Genomic DNA, 14,406 nt, shown 5'->3' on the forward strand with positions numbered 1-14,406 from the left:
TGGTTTTTTGGACATTATACTAGTAGTGATATAACATTGACAAAAAATAATCAAATAAGCTAAGGGGATGAAAACATGTATTGCACAAAAAATATTACAGACGATTTATATTGGATCGGAGGAAACGACAGGAGACTCGCCCTGTTTGAAAACATTTTTCCGGTGCCAAACGGTGTTTCTTACAATTCTTATGTGCTGTTAGATGAAAAAACAGTGCTTTTCGATACGGTGGACAAGGCTGTCAGTGAACAGTTTTTTGAAAATCTTGTCCATGCGCTCGGAGAACGCACACTGGATTATGTGATTATTAACCACATGGAGCCTGATCACTGTGCCATGCTCAAAGAAGTAATCATGCGATATCCGGATGTTCAGATCGTATGCAATGCCAAGACAGCGGACATTATCAAACAGTTCTTTAAGATCGAGACGGACGCTGTCATCGTGAAGGAAAACGATACCCTTTGTACAGGAAAACATACTTTCACATTCCTTATGGCACCTATGGTACATTGGCCGGAAGTTATGGTCACATATGATACGACGGACAAAATATTATTTTCAGCAGATGCTTTCGGAACATTCGGAGCGATCAACGGAAATCTGTTTGCCGATGAGATTGAATTTGAACACAAATGGCTGGATGACGCCAGAAGATATTATACGAATATCGTAGGAAAATACGGAGCTCAGGTACAGGCGCTGTTAAAGAAGGCTTCCAATGTGGAAATCGGGATGATCTGTCCGCTCCACGGTCCGGTATGGAGAAAAAATATTGAGTGGTTTGTTGAAAAGTATCAGAAATGGAGCACTTATGAGCCGGAAGACCAGGGTGTCATGATCGCTTATGCATCTATTTACGGCAACACGGAAAATGCAGCCAATGTACTGGCTTCCCGCCTCGCTGATAAAGGTCTTAAAAATATTGCCATGTACGATGTGTCCGTAACCCATCCGTCTGTGGTTGTTTCCGAAGCATTCCGCGCAAGTCATCTGGTATTTGCATCCCCGACATACAACGGCGGTATTTTTCCGAATATGGAGACCGTGCTGCTTGATCTGAAAGCCCATAATCTTCAGAAACGTACCGTAGCGTTCATGCAGAACGGAACGTGGGCAGCCACATCCGGCAGGCAGATGAATGAGATGGTGTCAGGGATGAAACAAATGACGGTCCTGGAACCAACCATCACGATCAAATCTGCACTGAATGACAGCCAGTCAGAGGAAATCGACGCGATGGCTGATGCAATTTTGGAATCTATGAACTAAAGAAATTATATACAAAAAGACGCTTTTAAAGGCTTTGTAATCAGGCCGTTTAAAAGCGTCTTTTTTATCCTCCGATCTGAGACATTTTCCGGCTGTCTGCTTCACCATCCGTGTCTCTCTCAGAAAATCGGTGTCCTTCGGGCTTATCCAGAACAGTCTGGCGTATGAGCTGTGAAAGATCTCCTCTTGATATTCCGGATCTTAATTTTTCTCTCAGAGGGATGCCGCGGCTGTAATACAGGCAGGGCTTTAAGAAGCCTTCTGAGGTGAGCCGGATTCTGTTGCACTGTCTGCAGAATTTACAGTGTACCGCATCGATGAAGCCCACGGCTCCGGAAAAACCGGGAATTTTTAAGTATCTGGCAGGTCCGTTTCCACGGATTTGTTCTTCTTTTTTAATCCCGGGATATGTTTGACGGAGCAGAGATATGATCTCATCTGAATTCATACCGGTAAATTGTGTTCCGAAGCCGATAGGCATCATCTCAATAAAGCGGATGTCAACGTGATCCTCTCTTCCGATTTCCAGCAGATCCAAGATTTCATCGTCGTTGATGCCTTTCATGACCACACAATTTACTTTCGTGTTCAGACCCATACGGGCAGAGTTTCTGACGGCTGACAAAACTGTCTGTACTCCTGTTTTCCCGGTGATCTCTTTATATTTCTTCTCGTCCAGCGTGTCCAGGCTGATGTTGATGCCGTCGATCCCTGCCTCTTTCAGCCGTTCAAGATACGGTTCTAAGAGGAGGCCGTTGCTGGTCAGGGTAACCTGCCTGACTCCGGGAAGCTGTTTCAGTCTTTCCATAAAGCCGGCGCATCCTTTCCTCACCAGAGGCTCTCCCCCTGTGATCTTAAACTTACAGATGCCCAGATCTGCGGCGCTCTCACATATGCTTAACAGTTCTTCGTAGCTTAAAATATCTGTATGTTCCACTGATGGAATATCCTCCGGCATGCAGTACCGGCACCTTAAATTACAACGGTCAGTGACGGAAATCCTCATGTAATCAATTGTGCGTCCATAGATATCTTTCATCACTGTGTGTCCTTTCTATCTCAAAAACAGACGAAGCAGCCTGTTTTTTCTCTTGCTGTACGGGTGGTAACGAATGGGAAGATCCGTCCATGTTGATTTTTTTACGATACTTTTTCTGTGGCTGAATGTCCGAAAGCCATATTCGCCGTGATAGGAGCCCATGCCGCTCTCACCGACTCCCCCGAATCCCATGTGTGACGTGGCAAGATGAATGACGGTGTCGTTGATACATCCGCCTCCGAAAGCCATGTTGTTAAGAATCCACTGTTCCATCTTCTTGTTTCCTGTAAACAGATAGAGAGCCAGGGGCTTCTCCATCTGCCTGATATGCTGTACCGCGTCAGAAAATCTACGGTAGGACAGCACAGGAAGTACAGGGCCAAAGATCTCTTCCTGCATGACGGGGGAATCCCACGATACCTCCGGAAGAATAGACGGTGCTATTTTCAGTGTTTTTTCACAGCCGTATCCTCCGAGGACTGCAGTCTCTTCCCCGATCAGCTTCATAATCCTGTGATAGTGTTTTTTATTGACGATTTTTGGGTATTCACTGTTTAGGAGAGGCTCCTCTCCAAGCATCCTGCGGGTCTGGAAGATCAGTTCTTTTATCAAAGTCTCTTTTACTGCTTCGTGTACGAGGATATAGTCCGGGGCCACACAGGTCTGTCCGCTGTTTAACAATTTTCCGAACACGATCCTCCTGGCAGCCAGGGAAAGATCTGCCGACCTGTCCACGATACAGGGACTCTTTCCTCCGAGTTCCAGGGTTACGGGCGTCAGACGGCGTGCCGCATGTTCCATGACGATTTTCCCCACTGCCTTGCTGCCGGTAAAGAAAATATGATCAAACTTCTGGCTGAGAAGCTGCTTGTTCTCCTCTCTTCCGCCTTCTACGACAGAGATATAATTCGCTGGAAAAGCCTCCTCGACGATGTGCCGGATCAGCGCGGATGTGTTGGATGCGTCTCTGGACGGCTTTAAGATACAGCAGTTTCCGGCGGCTATGGCTCCGATCAAAGGAGCAAACGTCAGTAAAAAGGGATAATTCCACGGAGCCATGATCAAAACCACACCCAGAGGCTCGGAGATTTCAAAGCTTTTTGCGTGAAACTGGCTGACCGGCGTAGGCTTTCTCTTCGGTTTCATCCAATTTTTTAAATGTTTTTTTGCATGAGTTAATTCACTGTAAAATAATCCGATTTCTGTCATATATGATTCAAAGCCGGATTTGTTCAAATCTTTTTTCAGGGCACGCTCCAGCTGTTTTTCATGGCTTTTGACTGTCTGCTCTAAACGGCAGAGAGCTTCCATCCGAAAAGCGTAAGACTGTGCAGCACCTGTATAATAAAAATTCCTCTGAAGTTTTACCAATCGTTCAATGGTCATAAAGGTTCCTCCTTATGGAATAAAAAAGAAAAAGATATCTGTTCATAGTCAGACTTTTTTTCCAGCGGCCCGGGTGTTTTCTGTAAGATGAATTCGGTCTGTCCGTCATCCATAAGCCATACCCATGCATCTTTCGGGTCCAGGATGAGAGGCATCCTGTGGTGAACACCTCTCACTGATTCATTTGCTTCTGTGGTAAGAATCACGAAACGCTGCCAGGAACCGAACTGATTCCAGCATCCTGCCATCAGCAGCGGTTTTCTGTCTGTGCGCTCAAAAGTATATTTCGTCTTTTCGCTGTCCCACTCATAAAAACCGCGGGAAGGTACGAGAATTCTTTTGGTGCGGACGCTGTCTCTGAACATCTTTTTTTCCAGTGCACCCTCCGCTCTTGCATTGAAAATCAGCTTATTTTTCTCAAAACCGGGAAATCCCCATCTCATCTTTTCAAACCCAATTCCTTTCGGTGTGGAAATCAGGACATCCGCAGTATCCGCGGGATGAATATCCTCCGCCGCCGGGACAACATCTTTTGTTCCGGGAATTTTGAATATATCATAGAGTTCTTCTGCCACTGAAGGGTCTGTAAAATATCTTCCGCACATAGTGCTCTCCTGTCCGTTAAGCTTTATTTTTTCTCTGTTTGATCACTTTAAGCCTGGTGAATTCTTCTCTCTCTTTCTCTTCCAGGGCATTGGATATCTCGCTCACAAGACTCCTGTAAGAGGGAATCGTAATGTTTTTCAAGGCATTTGCACGCTTTTGCGTCTTTTTGATGCTGGCTGCCAGCCGGTAGGCAGAGTTTTCAACCATGGAAAGCCGGATCGTCAGATCTTTGACTTTCCGGAAAGCTTCTCTTGCTTTGTCGATGGATTCCCTCGTAGTGCTGAAGGAATAGGTCGGAATGTTTTGATCCGGTGTGTAAGTCACCAGAGGGATCTCTGTTCCCATGATACTGCGGCTCTTTATCTGAATAGAATCCTCGATGGGCACCGTGTAGGCCAGCTGGTCTGTCTCGCTGATGCCGTGTTCAATATTTGCTTCCTGAAGACATTGATAGGCGTACGTAAAAGTCACATCAATCTGTTCCTGAATATCCTTCGCCTGATCAATCAGGTTCATAAGCTCTCTGATCAAAATGTTCCGCTTCTTGTCCATCAGATCATACCCCTGCATCGCCAGGGCGAGAGAATTTTTAGCGAGCATCAGATTCCCCTTGGTCGGAAAAGTTCTCGTGTCCATATGTCCGCCTCCTTTCGTTCAGCTTGGACTAAAACATTAAAGAATCCGTCGCCGCCGGAGGCCTGCTGTCCTCCGGATTTTTGGAATAAGTCTCCTTATCTCCGGTCTTTCGATAATAACGGTCCAAAAGCTTCGTGTCAACACGGTCCAGTTCTTCTCTCGGGAGAATGGCGAGGAGTTCCCAGCCGAGATCGAGGGTCTCTGTCACCGTACGGTTTTCCTCACTTCCCTGTCCGATGTACCGTTCCTCAAACTCTTTTCCAAACTCTAAATACTTTTTGTCAATCGGAGACAGTTCGTCTTCCCCGATGACAGAGGCCAGATTTCTGGCGTCTCCCACTTTTGCATAGGCGGAGAAAAGCTGATTTGCCAGATCCTGATGATCTTCCCTCGTATAGCCCTCTCCGATTCCGTCTTTCATAAGGCGGGACAGGGACGGGAGCACACTGATCGGCGGATAGACAGCCTGACCGTGCAGGCTGCGGTCCAGCACGATCTGTCCTTCCGTAATATATCCGGTGAGATCCGGGATGGGATGCGTGATATCGTCATTGGGCATTGTAAGGATCGGTATCTGGGTCACTGATCCGTCGATGCCTTCCACAATGCCCGCCCTCTCATAGATCATTGCCAGTTCACTGTATAAATAACCGGGAAATCCTTTCCGGCTCGGAATTTCTCCCTTTGAGGAGGAAACTTCCCTCATGGCCTCCGCAAAGGCCGTCATATCCGTCAGAATGACTAAAATATGCATGTGATGTTCAAAGGCCAGATATTCTGCCGCGGTCAGCGCCACCTTGGGTGTGATCAGCCTCTCAGCCACCGGGTCATTGGCCATATTTAAAAACATTGCCACATGGCTTAAGGCACCGCTCTCCTCAAACGTCCTGCGGAAGAAATCCGCATCGTCGTGTTTGACACCCATGGCGGCAAAGACGATACCAAAGTTTTCCATGCTGTCCCCGCCCAGTGAAGCCTGGGTCACGATCTGGGCAGCCAGCTGATCATGGGGCAGCCCATTTCCCGAAAAGATAGGAAGTTTCTGTCCCCGGATCAGTGTCATCAGGCCGTCAATTGCCGAAATCCCTGTGCATATAAAATTTCGCGGATACTCCCTGCGGACCGGATTCAGGGGCAGTCCGTTGACATTGCGTTTTACGTCCGACACAATGGGTCCCAGTCCGTCGATAGGCTTCCCAAGGCCGTTTAATGTCCTCCCGAGGATGTCGGGAGAGAGAAAAATTTCCATTGGATGCCCCGTAAGCCTTGTATGAGTATTGGAAAGCCCCATATTATCCGTTGTGTCAAACACCTGGATGATCGCTTTGTCCTCGTAAAGTTCTATGATCTTTCCAAGCTTTTTTTTATTTCCCTCCACAACAAACTCTACAATTTCCTCATAGAAAGCATCTCTGCAGCCCTCCAGTACCACCAAAGGTCCATTGATCCTGTCAAGTCCCAAATATTCAATAGGCATATGTTAAACACTCCTTTCAGGTACAATCCCTTTACACTGCAGACAATTTATCCGTTTTTCTTGATCACTTTCCGATAGAAATCATCCACCGCTTTCCGATATTCATCAAACATCTCCATCCTGTCATTGGGCACGTCATATTTCATGGAGATCACAGATTCAAACACCGTATCTTCTTTCAAAACAGACATGGGCATATTCATACTGATCAACAGCTTTGCCTTTTCATATAAATAGAGGATTACATCCATCATCTCAAACTGTTTTTCCATAGATACGCAGGTATCGTCTTTATGAAAGGCATTCTGCTGCAGAAATCCAAGACGGATCACTCTGGCGATCTCCAGAATCAGCTTCTGGTCATCGGGAAGCACATCGCTTCCGATCAGTTTGACGATTTCCATCAGGCTGCTCTCCTGATTTAAGAGAGCCATGATGCGGTTTCTGTGATCCACAAACTCCACGGAGACGTGTTCTTCATACCAGGGTGCCAGATCTTTTAAGTATTCACTGTAACTGGTCAGCCAGTGAATGGCAGGGAAATGTCTTGAATAAGCAAGACTTTTGTCAAGTCCCCAAAAGCACCGCACAAACCTCTTTGTATTCTGGGTCACCGGTTCTGAAAAGTCGCCTCCCTGGGGCGATACCGCGCCGATGATCGATACGGAGCCTTCTGTGCCGTTTAAATTCTTCATCATACCCGCCCTTTCATAAAAGGCCGACAGTCTTGAGGCAAGATAGGCAGGAAAGCCTTCCTCCGCCGGCATCTCCTCCAGCCGTCCGGAAAGTTCTCTCAGCGCTTCCGCCCAGCGGGACGTAGAATCTGCCATGATTGCCACGTCATATCCCATATCCCTGTAATATTCGGCCAGGGTCAGTCCAGTATAAATGCTTGCTTCCCTGGCGGCAACAGGCATATTGGACGTGTTGGCGATCAGGACTGTGCGGTCCATCAGGGGATTCCCGTTCTTCGGGTCCACCAGCTTGGAAAACTCCTCCAATACCTGTGTCATCTCATTTCCGCGCTCTCCGCATCCGATATAAATGATGATGTCGGCATCCGACCACTTGGCGATCTGATGCTGAGTCATCGTCTTGCCGGTTCCAAAGCCGCCCGGGATGCAGGCCGTACCGCCTTTTGCAATGGGGAACATCGTATCCAGAATCCTCTGTCCGGTAATCAGCGGCCTGGATGCCGGATAGCGCAGGCTGACCGGTCTCGGAACTCTGATGGGCCACTGCTGCATCATAGGAAGTTCTTTGAGATCACCGTTTTCCTGTCTTACGGTAACCAGCGGTTCATCGATGGTATAGCTGCCGTCGCAGACTGTCTTTTCGACGACACCCTGAACTCCGGGAGGCACCATGCACCGGTGAGTGATGGCGGCCGTCTCCGGCACTTGGGCAATCACATCCCCCGGTTTTATCTGATCTCCCGCCGATACGGTGATCTGTGTTTCCCAGCGTTTTTGATAATCCAGGGAATCTACCTGAGTTCCCCGGCTGATATATTTTCCGGACTGAGCGGCAATCTGTTCGAGAGGGCGTTCAATTCCGTCAAAGATATTATGGAGAATTCCCGGTGCCAGTGACACAGAAAGCGGATGTCCGGAGGCCTCTGCCCGGTCTCCGGGACGAATGCCTGTGGTATCTTCAAAAACCTGCACCGTAGCCGCATTCTTATCCAGGGAGATCACCTCTCCCACCAGTTTCTCCGGTCCCACATAGACCATCTCGGACATTTTAAAGCCAATGTCTCCCTTCACGTAGATGACCGGTCCGTTGATTCCGTATATACGGCCTGCCTCAGACATTTTTCTCACCTCCCCGGAACAGAAAATCCGCGTATTCTTTCTCAAGTGCCCGGCTGAAAGAACGGTCAATCAGAATATTTTTGGTCCGGATGACTGCCCGGATTCCGCCGGTAAAATCTTCGCTGCTGACCGTCAGCAAAGCTCCGGTCCTCTCTTCTATGGCTTCCTTTAACTCTCTGTCCGAAGCATTGATATAGATCACAGTCTCCTCCCCGTCAGCATAGAGCATGGCTTCTCTGACCTGGCGGCTGAGAAGATCCAGGTATTCCCCGGTTTTCATATAAATCTTCAGCAGTTCGCGGACCCGTCCAAAAAGTTTCTTTTTTAACTCTTCCTGATATTCATTCAGTTCTCTCCTGAGCCTTATCTGATACTCAGAAATATCTCTGTTCTGCCTTAACCTGATTCGGGCTTTTTCATTCCCGATCCTGTTCTCGGCCTGCATCTTCATTTTCTGCTGATGTTCCGACAATCTGTGAGACAGAAAATCCGCATGTCCTTTGATCAGGGCATTTCCCTCGGACCTTGCCTCTTTCATAGAAACCCTCTGCAGGTTCTGGATTTTTTCTTCCAATGTCATTTGGGGTCACCTTCTTTGCAATCCTTAAAGCTTCAGTCCAATGGCTTCATTTACATACGATGTGATAAAGTCTTTTCTGCGTCCGGTTCCGTGGCGGTCAGGAATCTCGACAATCAGGGGCATTTTCCTGTTCAGTCTGATCTCGTCGATGATCTCGGGAAATTCCCTGCCAAACTTTTCCGTGAGCAGCACAATGCCGATCGTGCTGTCGGTCATGACCTTCTCAAGTGCACGGGAGAGTTCCTCTCTTTCATGGACAACGATGCCGTCCACGCCGGCAAGCCGCATTCCTGTGCAGGTGTCGACATTATCACTGATCAAAAACATTTTCATGGCTCACAGCTTTCCCAGGACCATAAAGGCGATGACCAGCCCATAAAGGCAGATTCCTTCCGCCAGCCCTGCAAAGATCAAAGATTTACCGAAAATACTGCTGTCCTCACTGATGGCGCCGAGAGCAGCGCTTGCGGCGCTGGCCACGGCAATTCCTCCGCCGATGCCGGAAAGACCAGTAGAAAGAGCCGCTGCCAGATATCCGATCCCGGCCGATGGATTGCCGGAGGCCGAAGCCGCCTGCACTCTTTCGGGATAAAGCATAACCACTGCGGCAATCAGAAGAGTGCCGAAGAAAAAGAAAACATTGACTCCCAGAGCCTTCTTATATCTGGATTTCTTTTTCTGCCCTAACAGAAAGTATCCGAACGGTATTAAAACGCTTAAAATCAAGGCTGCAATCAGCACAAGCTTTGTTAATGTATTCATAGTGAAGACCTCCTTTGATCCGATGTGTCCTATTTGGTTTTATGTCTGTACGGCCGGAATTCCGTTCCGCCTCCCTGATAAAAGCGGCTGAATATTTCATAATATTCGAGTCTCAGCACCTGGATGCCCACGATGAGTCCTTCCATCAGACAGACAAACAGGTTTCCGAATACGATCACCGCCCAGTTGATATGCCCTTCTTCCGCTCCGGACAGCATCATGACGACTCCCATCATGGCTCCGTGGCTGACAGCAAACGCTCCGATCCTCACAAAAGACAGAGTGTTGGAAAAGTAGCTTAACAGTGTCTCAAATAATTCAAAAAATGCCTGGACGAAAAACATAAGCTTCCCCTCTTTCAGTTCTGGCCTGTGTCTTTTCAGCATGCCGGAGAGGGGTTCCTTCAGTGCGATCATAAGCAGCGGAATGCCGAACATGACAGCCAGTATGACCGTTCCCGGCATCCTGCGGCCCGTGACAAACATAAATACTGCCAGGAGTACAGAGCCATAAAACAGAAGTCCTGCGGCTCCGCTGGCTCCAAACAGTGATTCTCCCAGATCACCGGCTCGTACAGAAAATATAATGTGCAGGATCATGGTCAGAAGAATCAAAAATGTTCCAAAAATAATCGCCGCGATGAAGACCGTATTCATCTTTCCGATACCCGGAACATTCATCATTGCCTCCTGGGGCTTCAGCCATCTGGCCTGTATAATATTCTCAAATCCAAAAAAGCTTCCGTACATCCAGCCGAAAAAGGAAGAACAGACGCCGGCAGCCGCAATGATCCCGGCCAGGTCAGCCTTTTTTGTCAGATAGAGCAGCATACCTCCCGCAAAAAGACATAATCCCTGTCCCAGATCTCCGAACATGATGCCGAAAATAAGAGGATACGTCATCGCAATAAAGATCGTCGGATCAATCTCGTTGTGAGAAGGCAGTCCGTACATTTTCACAAACATTTCAAATGGCCTGAGCACCTTTGGATTGTGCAGTTTCGTAGGGGGCTCTCCGAAGTAATCCTCGTGTTCATCCTCCACCATTAAAAACAGCTTTTGGTCGTTCTTAATGTCTTCGGTAAAACTTTTGACGTCTTCTTCTGACATCCAGCCGCATAAAATATAAAAATTCTCGTGTTTGTCCTCCACACATGCCGCCATCTTCCTCACGTCAAAATTTGCCGATAAAGCCGCTAAGGTTTCCCTGGCGGCATAAATCTTATCAGCATTTTCATTTAATTCCTGTTCCAGCTTCTTATTCAGCTTCTTTTTTTCCTCTGTTAGAATAGAGAGTTTTCGGTTCAGGTCGTCACAAGCCTCCTCCGGAGTTCCGATGAACTCGTCCGGAATAAAAATCCTCTCAAAGTGAAGAGACTTGAAAATGGCATCAATCTGTTCCGATTTGGACCTGGACGTAAAATATACCCCATACCCATAGCTGTTATTTCGTACCCCTTCGACGAAGATCACATCCGGATTGTGTTCGATGAACTCCAGCATCTTTTCGAAGTATTCCAAGGGTGCCCGTCCGAAACGGAATTTCACGAATTGAAAGTGAAACACTTCTCTCAGTACAAACTGCATGGGGCGGAATGGTTCAATCATTTTTATTTGCTCGGTGAGATTCTTTTCCTCAAGTTCCAGTGCTTCTTTTTGGGCCTCAATACTGCGGCAGATGTTTTCGGTCTGGGATATGATCCTGAGTGCCTGGTCAGAAGTCAGACCAGGCAGATCCTGAGTTTTTGGAACACTCAGAAGCTCTGCGGCTTTATCGGCCTGTTCCAGAGGCTTTTTATAAGGGTTTGTATCTGTGAACGGCTGCAGGTTATCAACCGTCTTTAATTCCGACAAGGCATTTTCAAGCTGAATCTCATATTTTGACAGATAGTCGTTGGTGACTCTGTCGATGTCGCGCTTTGGTCCTGTGAGTGTTATAAACTTCATCTTAACAATCATACCCCGATCACTCCTTTCACATAGCCTGCCGTCTGTTCTGGAGGCAGGCCGTAACGGACACGTTCCATAATGGTGATCAGTCTCTGTATCTCTTCTTCCTTATAAAAGAGATATGCGGTGAGGCTTGCGATAGAATACGGATCTCTGCGCCTTTCCGTCAAATACAGGCGGCAGAGACATTCGCGGTACATCTGCTCAATGGAAGCTATATCTTCTATCCGGTACCGCTTCCCATAAAAACTTCCCGTGACCTCCGCCTTAAATTCCTCAATTTCTGACACTTCTGTGAGTTTTTTCAATTCCTCTGCATGAATATGAAAATGTATTGGAATCAGCAGCGCATAGATATCCGCAGGCTGCATCTCATAGTACTTCTTGGATCGGTAGATCCACTGCAGATTCAGAAGATCTACCTGTGTGCCTGCCTCTTTCGTGAAAATCTCCAGTTCTTTCTTTTTTAAGATTTTTTTCTTTTCCCTCCATATGGAGGAGAAATAATAGAGATTCAGTGCCAGATCAAAATCAAACAGTGTCTGTGCCCCTGCATCCAGTAAATTTGAGAGCGGACCGTAATACTCCGTATCCCGAAGTCCTTCCACCAAATCTTTCATATTTTTTGATCCGATCAAACGATCGATGGAAATCTGAGAATATCGGTCAAAAAATCGTTTCTTATAATCCAGGTCAAAAGGTTTTTGATAATGATTAAAAATAATCCGGAAACAGTAATTGATCAGTTCCACCTCATATCTTTTTAAATATAATTTGAGGAATCTGCGCTGTTCCAGTCCTGAAAACCGGTACAGCTTTGTATAATCTTCATAAAGAGACTGTACCAGAACCTTTTCTATATTCCCGCGGTGAAGATCTGCCTCATCCAGAAGAGAAAGGATATCCCTGTAGGCCGGATATCCTTTCAGATGGCCCACGATTTCAGGGACACTGAAAAGCTCTGCCAAAAGCTGAAAATCTTCATCCCTTAACAGCTTGGCTCTCATGGCACGTATCTTAGTAACAAGAGCGCTGTATTTTATCATACTTCCCATAGGCTATACCCCGCTGATGCGTTCTAAAATCTCCCTGGCATACTGCTCCCCTCTCTGCTCATATTCCTTCTTCAGCTGAAGGATCTTTGATTCATGATTTTTTTTCAGCTGTTCCTTTTCAGCGGATACTTGGCTCTCTGCCTGTTTTGATACTTCTGTAAGCCTCTGCTCCGTCACAGCCTTTAATTCCTCGTCAAATTTTGTCTGTTTCCGCCGCATTTCCTGTTCAAGCTCATCCTTCTCTTCCTCTGCATGTTTTACGATGGCGGCAGCGGCACTCTCAATTTCAGCCAGCCTGTTTACAATCGCATCCATCTTCACGCCCCCTTTTAAAGTCAAAATGTTTTTTTCATTATACACCTAATGCATAAAAAAAGCATCTGAAAACCCAGAGATGTTTCTCTGTTTTCAGATGCATATTTCAGACGGATTATTTTGAGAGCAGGATGTTAATCAGACCTTCTTCGTCTGACACTGTATAGTCCGGAGATGTCTTGCCGTCCGGCAGAATATCCTGTCTCCGGTTCAGCCAGATGCTCTTCCAGCCGGCAGCAATGGCTCCGCATATATCTGTGGCATAGGTATCACCTATAAACCATGTATCCTTCATATCAAGTCCGAATCTCTGCTCCGCGAGTTTAAAAATCCCGGGGGCCGGTTTGCGGACTCCCTCATCCCCGGATACAATGATATGGCTTCTTGGTATCCATTCTTCCAGATGAAGACTCTTTACTTTGTTCCACTGAGCACGGGAGAATCCATTTGTTATAATTCCGGTGAAAATTCCTTCTTGTCTGCAAAATTCCAGAACGTTTTTCATTCCTTCTGTCAGCGTAATTTTTGTCTGTTCTCCCCGGTAAACTTCATGAAATTCCATCACCTCTGACTCTGTAATCTGAATCCCGAATTTACTGAAAGCTTTGCGGATTCTGTCAACAACAGGGATGTCGTGAATTCTTCCTGCCAGAAATAAGTCTATGGAAGGAATGGAATATTTCTCTTTAAAAACCTTGTCGCATGCGCTGCAAAATGGTATGGATGCATCATAGAGTGTGTCATCCACATCGAATAGTATAGCCAATATCCCCACCTCACTTTTTCTTTTGATTATTTTGCGGCATCCACCGGCCTGATCCGTCTGAAACAAAGCTTCCGTCACCGATGCCAAGCGCAGACTTTGCAAGCATATCTGCCTTGTCATTGTATTCATCATTGGAATGCCCTTTTACCTTTACAAACCGTACCTGAAGCCGATCCTTCACACTATCGTAGAAGGAACGGTAGGCTTTCGTTCCCTCTTTTTTTGCTGCCCACTCCCCGGTACACCATTTTGCGATTCCCTCATAGTCATAGTAAATGGCCAGTTTTTGATAGCCGCTGTCCACAGCATACTGCATTGCCTTTTGAGCACCCTTGATCTCGCCGGCTACATTTCGCATAGCGGCTAACGCAGGATCTGCATATTTTTCGGCAAAATACAAGTCTCCCTCTTTTTTTCTGAGGACCATGCCATATGAAAATTCTTTTTTGCGATGGTCATAACTCCCGTCTACATAGGCTGTCAGTGTCTGACCGTCGATCTCTATATCCTGCCCGGCTGAAGAATTAAGAAATGCCTCAGCCTCAGCCAATGCAGGAAAGCTTTTAAACTGAGCACAAGGAAATCCGGAAACCTGTGCCTGACAATCCTTCCATGTGCGGTAAATTCCCGGGTTGCGTCCTTGTCTGACTGCATAAAATTTGTTTGCCACGATGTAAGTCCTCCATATTTTTTCCGCTTTTTATTATAACAGAAACAGGAAGTATCTGAAAGTACAGATACCCCCTGCC

At 46.9% G+C, this 14,406-nt stretch carries 15 protein-coding genes; 1 reads left to right on the forward strand and 14 read right to left on the reverse strand.

What is annotated here, in order from left to right:
* Nucleotides 1-75 precede the first annotated feature (75 nt).
* A complete protein-coding gene (locus DWV34_RS08265; protein ID WP_006566995.1) occupies nt 76-1,272 on the forward strand; it encodes an FprA family A-type flavoprotein in 1,197 nt (398 codons plus the stop codon).
* A 64-nt stretch (nt 1,273-1,336) separates the two neighbouring features.
* Here the strand turns inward: DWV34_RS08265 and moaA are convergent, their stop codons facing one another.
* From moaA to DWV34_RS08335, 14 genes are all read right to left on the reverse strand, one after another.
* Nucleotides 1,337-2,311 (reverse strand): GTP 3',8-cyclase MoaA, encoded by a 975-nt coding sequence (gene moaA, locus DWV34_RS08270; protein WP_118475902.1) that lies wholly within the window; start codon nt 2,309-2,311, stop codon nt 1,337-1,339.
* A gap of 15 nt (nt 2,312-2,326) precedes the next feature.
* Nucleotides 2,327-3,697, reverse strand: coding sequence for an aldehyde dehydrogenase (locus tag DWV34_RS08275; RefSeq protein WP_022261032.1), 1,371 nt, complete (start codon nt 3,695-3,697; stop codon nt 2,327-2,329).
* Complete coding sequence (locus DWV34_RS08280; protein ID WP_118475904.1) at nt 3,694-4,302, reverse strand: SOS response-associated peptidase; 609 nt, start codon at nt 4,300-4,302, stop codon at nt 3,694-3,696. The genes DWV34_RS08275 and DWV34_RS08280 overlap by 4 nt, the downstream gene beginning before the upstream one ends.
* A 16-nt stretch (nt 4,303-4,318) precedes the next feature.
* On the reverse strand, nt 4,319-4,939 hold the full coding sequence (locus DWV34_RS08285; RefSeq protein WP_009289648.1) for a V-type ATP synthase subunit D: 621 nt from the start codon (nt 4,937-4,939) through the stop codon (nt 4,319-4,321).
* A gap of 28 nt (nt 4,940-4,967) precedes the next feature.
* Nucleotides 4,968-6,416, reverse strand: coding sequence for a V-type ATP synthase subunit B (locus tag DWV34_RS08290; protein ID WP_118475906.1), 1,449 nt, complete (start codon nt 6,414-6,416; stop codon nt 4,968-4,970).
* Between the two features lie 47 nt (nt 6,417-6,463).
* On the reverse strand, nt 6,464-8,230 hold the full coding sequence (locus DWV34_RS08295) for a V-type ATP synthase subunit A (RefSeq protein ID WP_118475908.1): 1,767 nt from the start codon (nt 8,228-8,230) through the stop codon (nt 6,464-6,466).
* Nucleotides 8,223-8,810, reverse strand: coding sequence for a V-type ATP synthase subunit E (locus tag DWV34_RS08300; protein ID WP_006567002.1), 588 nt, complete (start codon nt 8,808-8,810; stop codon nt 8,223-8,225). Before DWV34_RS08300 ends, DWV34_RS08295 begins: the two co-directional genes overlap by 8 nt.
* Nucleotides 8,811-8,834: 24 nt before the next feature.
* Nucleotides 8,835-9,143: a V-type ATP synthase subunit F gene (locus DWV34_RS08305; protein ID WP_009289651.1), complete on the reverse strand. Its 309-nt coding sequence runs from the start codon at nt 9,141-9,143 to the stop codon at nt 8,835-8,837.
* A gap of 3 nt (nt 9,144-9,146) precedes the next feature.
* Nucleotides 9,147-9,572, reverse strand: a complete 426-nt coding sequence (locus DWV34_RS08310) for an ATP synthase subunit C (protein WP_118475910.1) — start codon at nt 9,570-9,572, stop codon at nt 9,147-9,149.
* A 29-nt stretch (nt 9,573-9,601) separates the two neighbouring features.
* Nucleotides 9,602-11,530 (reverse strand): V-type ATP synthase subunit I, encoded by a 1,929-nt coding sequence (locus DWV34_RS08315; RefSeq protein WP_009289653.1) that lies wholly within the window; start codon nt 11,528-11,530, stop codon nt 9,602-9,604.
* Nucleotides 11,527-12,576, reverse strand: a complete 1,050-nt coding sequence (locus tag DWV34_RS08320) for a V0D/AC39 family V-type ATPase subunit (RefSeq protein WP_118475912.1) — start codon at nt 12,574-12,576, stop codon at nt 11,527-11,529. The genes DWV34_RS08315 and DWV34_RS08320 overlap by 4 nt, the downstream gene beginning before the upstream one ends.
* Nucleotides 12,577-12,579: 3 nt before the next feature.
* A complete protein-coding gene (locus DWV34_RS08325) occupies nt 12,580-12,891 on the reverse strand; it encodes a hypothetical protein (RefSeq protein WP_022261027.1) in 312 nt (103 codons plus the stop codon).
* Nucleotides 12,892-13,006: 115 nt separating this feature from the next.
* Complete coding sequence (locus DWV34_RS08330) at nt 13,007-13,666, reverse strand: HAD family hydrolase (RefSeq protein WP_009289657.1); 660 nt, start codon at nt 13,664-13,666, stop codon at nt 13,007-13,009.
* A 1-nt stretch (nt 13,667) separates the two neighbouring features.
* Nucleotides 13,668-14,327: a ribonuclease H1 domain-containing protein gene (locus DWV34_RS08335; protein ID WP_006567009.1), complete on the reverse strand. Its 660-nt coding sequence runs from the start codon at nt 14,325-14,327 to the stop codon at nt 13,668-13,670.
* Between the last annotated feature and the right edge of the window lie 79 nt (nt 14,328-14,406).

It is taken from the genome of Anaerostipes sp. AF04-45, from assembly GCF_003461725.1.
In the GTDB taxonomy this organism is placed as follows: Bacteria; Bacillota; Clostridia; order Lachnospirales; family Lachnospiraceae; genus Anaerostipes; species Anaerostipes caccae.

Coding starts and splice junctions, on each gene's coding strand:
- DWV34_RS08265 (WP_006566995.1), top strand. CDS start 76: ATGTATTGCACAAAAAATATTACAGACGATTTATATTGGATCGGAGGA.
- moaA (WP_118475902.1), bottom strand. CDS start 2,311: ATGAAAGATATCTATGGACGCACAATTGATTACATGAGGATTTCCGTC.
- DWV34_RS08275 (WP_022261032.1), bottom strand. CDS start 3,697: ATGACCATTGAACGATTGGTAAAACTTCAGAGGAATTTTTATTATACA.
- DWV34_RS08280 (WP_118475904.1), bottom strand. CDS start 4,302: ATGTGCGGAAGATATTTTACAGACCCTTCAGTGGCAGAAGAACTCTAT.
- DWV34_RS08285 (WP_009289648.1), bottom strand. CDS start 4,939: ATGGACACGAGAACTTTTCCGACCAAGGGGAATCTGATGCTCGCTAAA.
- DWV34_RS08290 (WP_118475906.1), bottom strand. CDS start 6,416: ATGCCTATTGAATATTTGGGACTTGACAGGATCAATGGACCTTTGGTG.
- DWV34_RS08295 (WP_118475908.1), bottom strand. CDS start 8,230: ATGTCTGAGGCAGGCCGTATATACGGAATCAACGGACCGGTCATCTAC.
- DWV34_RS08300 (WP_006567002.1), bottom strand. CDS start 8,810: ATGACATTGGAAGAAAAAATCCAGAACCTGCAGAGGGTTTCTATGAAA.
- DWV34_RS08305 (WP_009289651.1), bottom strand. CDS start 9,143: ATGAAAATGTTTTTGATCAGTGATAATGTCGACACCTGCACAGGAATG.
- DWV34_RS08310 (WP_118475910.1), bottom strand. CDS start 9,572: ATGAATACATTAACAAAGCTTGTGCTGATTGCAGCCTTGATTTTAAGC.
- DWV34_RS08315 (WP_009289653.1), bottom strand. CDS start 11,530: ATGATTGTTAAGATGAAGTTTATAACACTCACAGGACCAAAGCGCGAC.
- DWV34_RS08320 (WP_118475912.1), bottom strand. CDS start 12,576: ATGGGAAGTATGATAAAATACAGCGCTCTTGTTACTAAGATACGTGCC.
- DWV34_RS08325 (WP_022261027.1), bottom strand. CDS start 12,891: ATGGATGCGATTGTAAACAGGCTGGCTGAAATTGAGAGTGCCGCTGCC.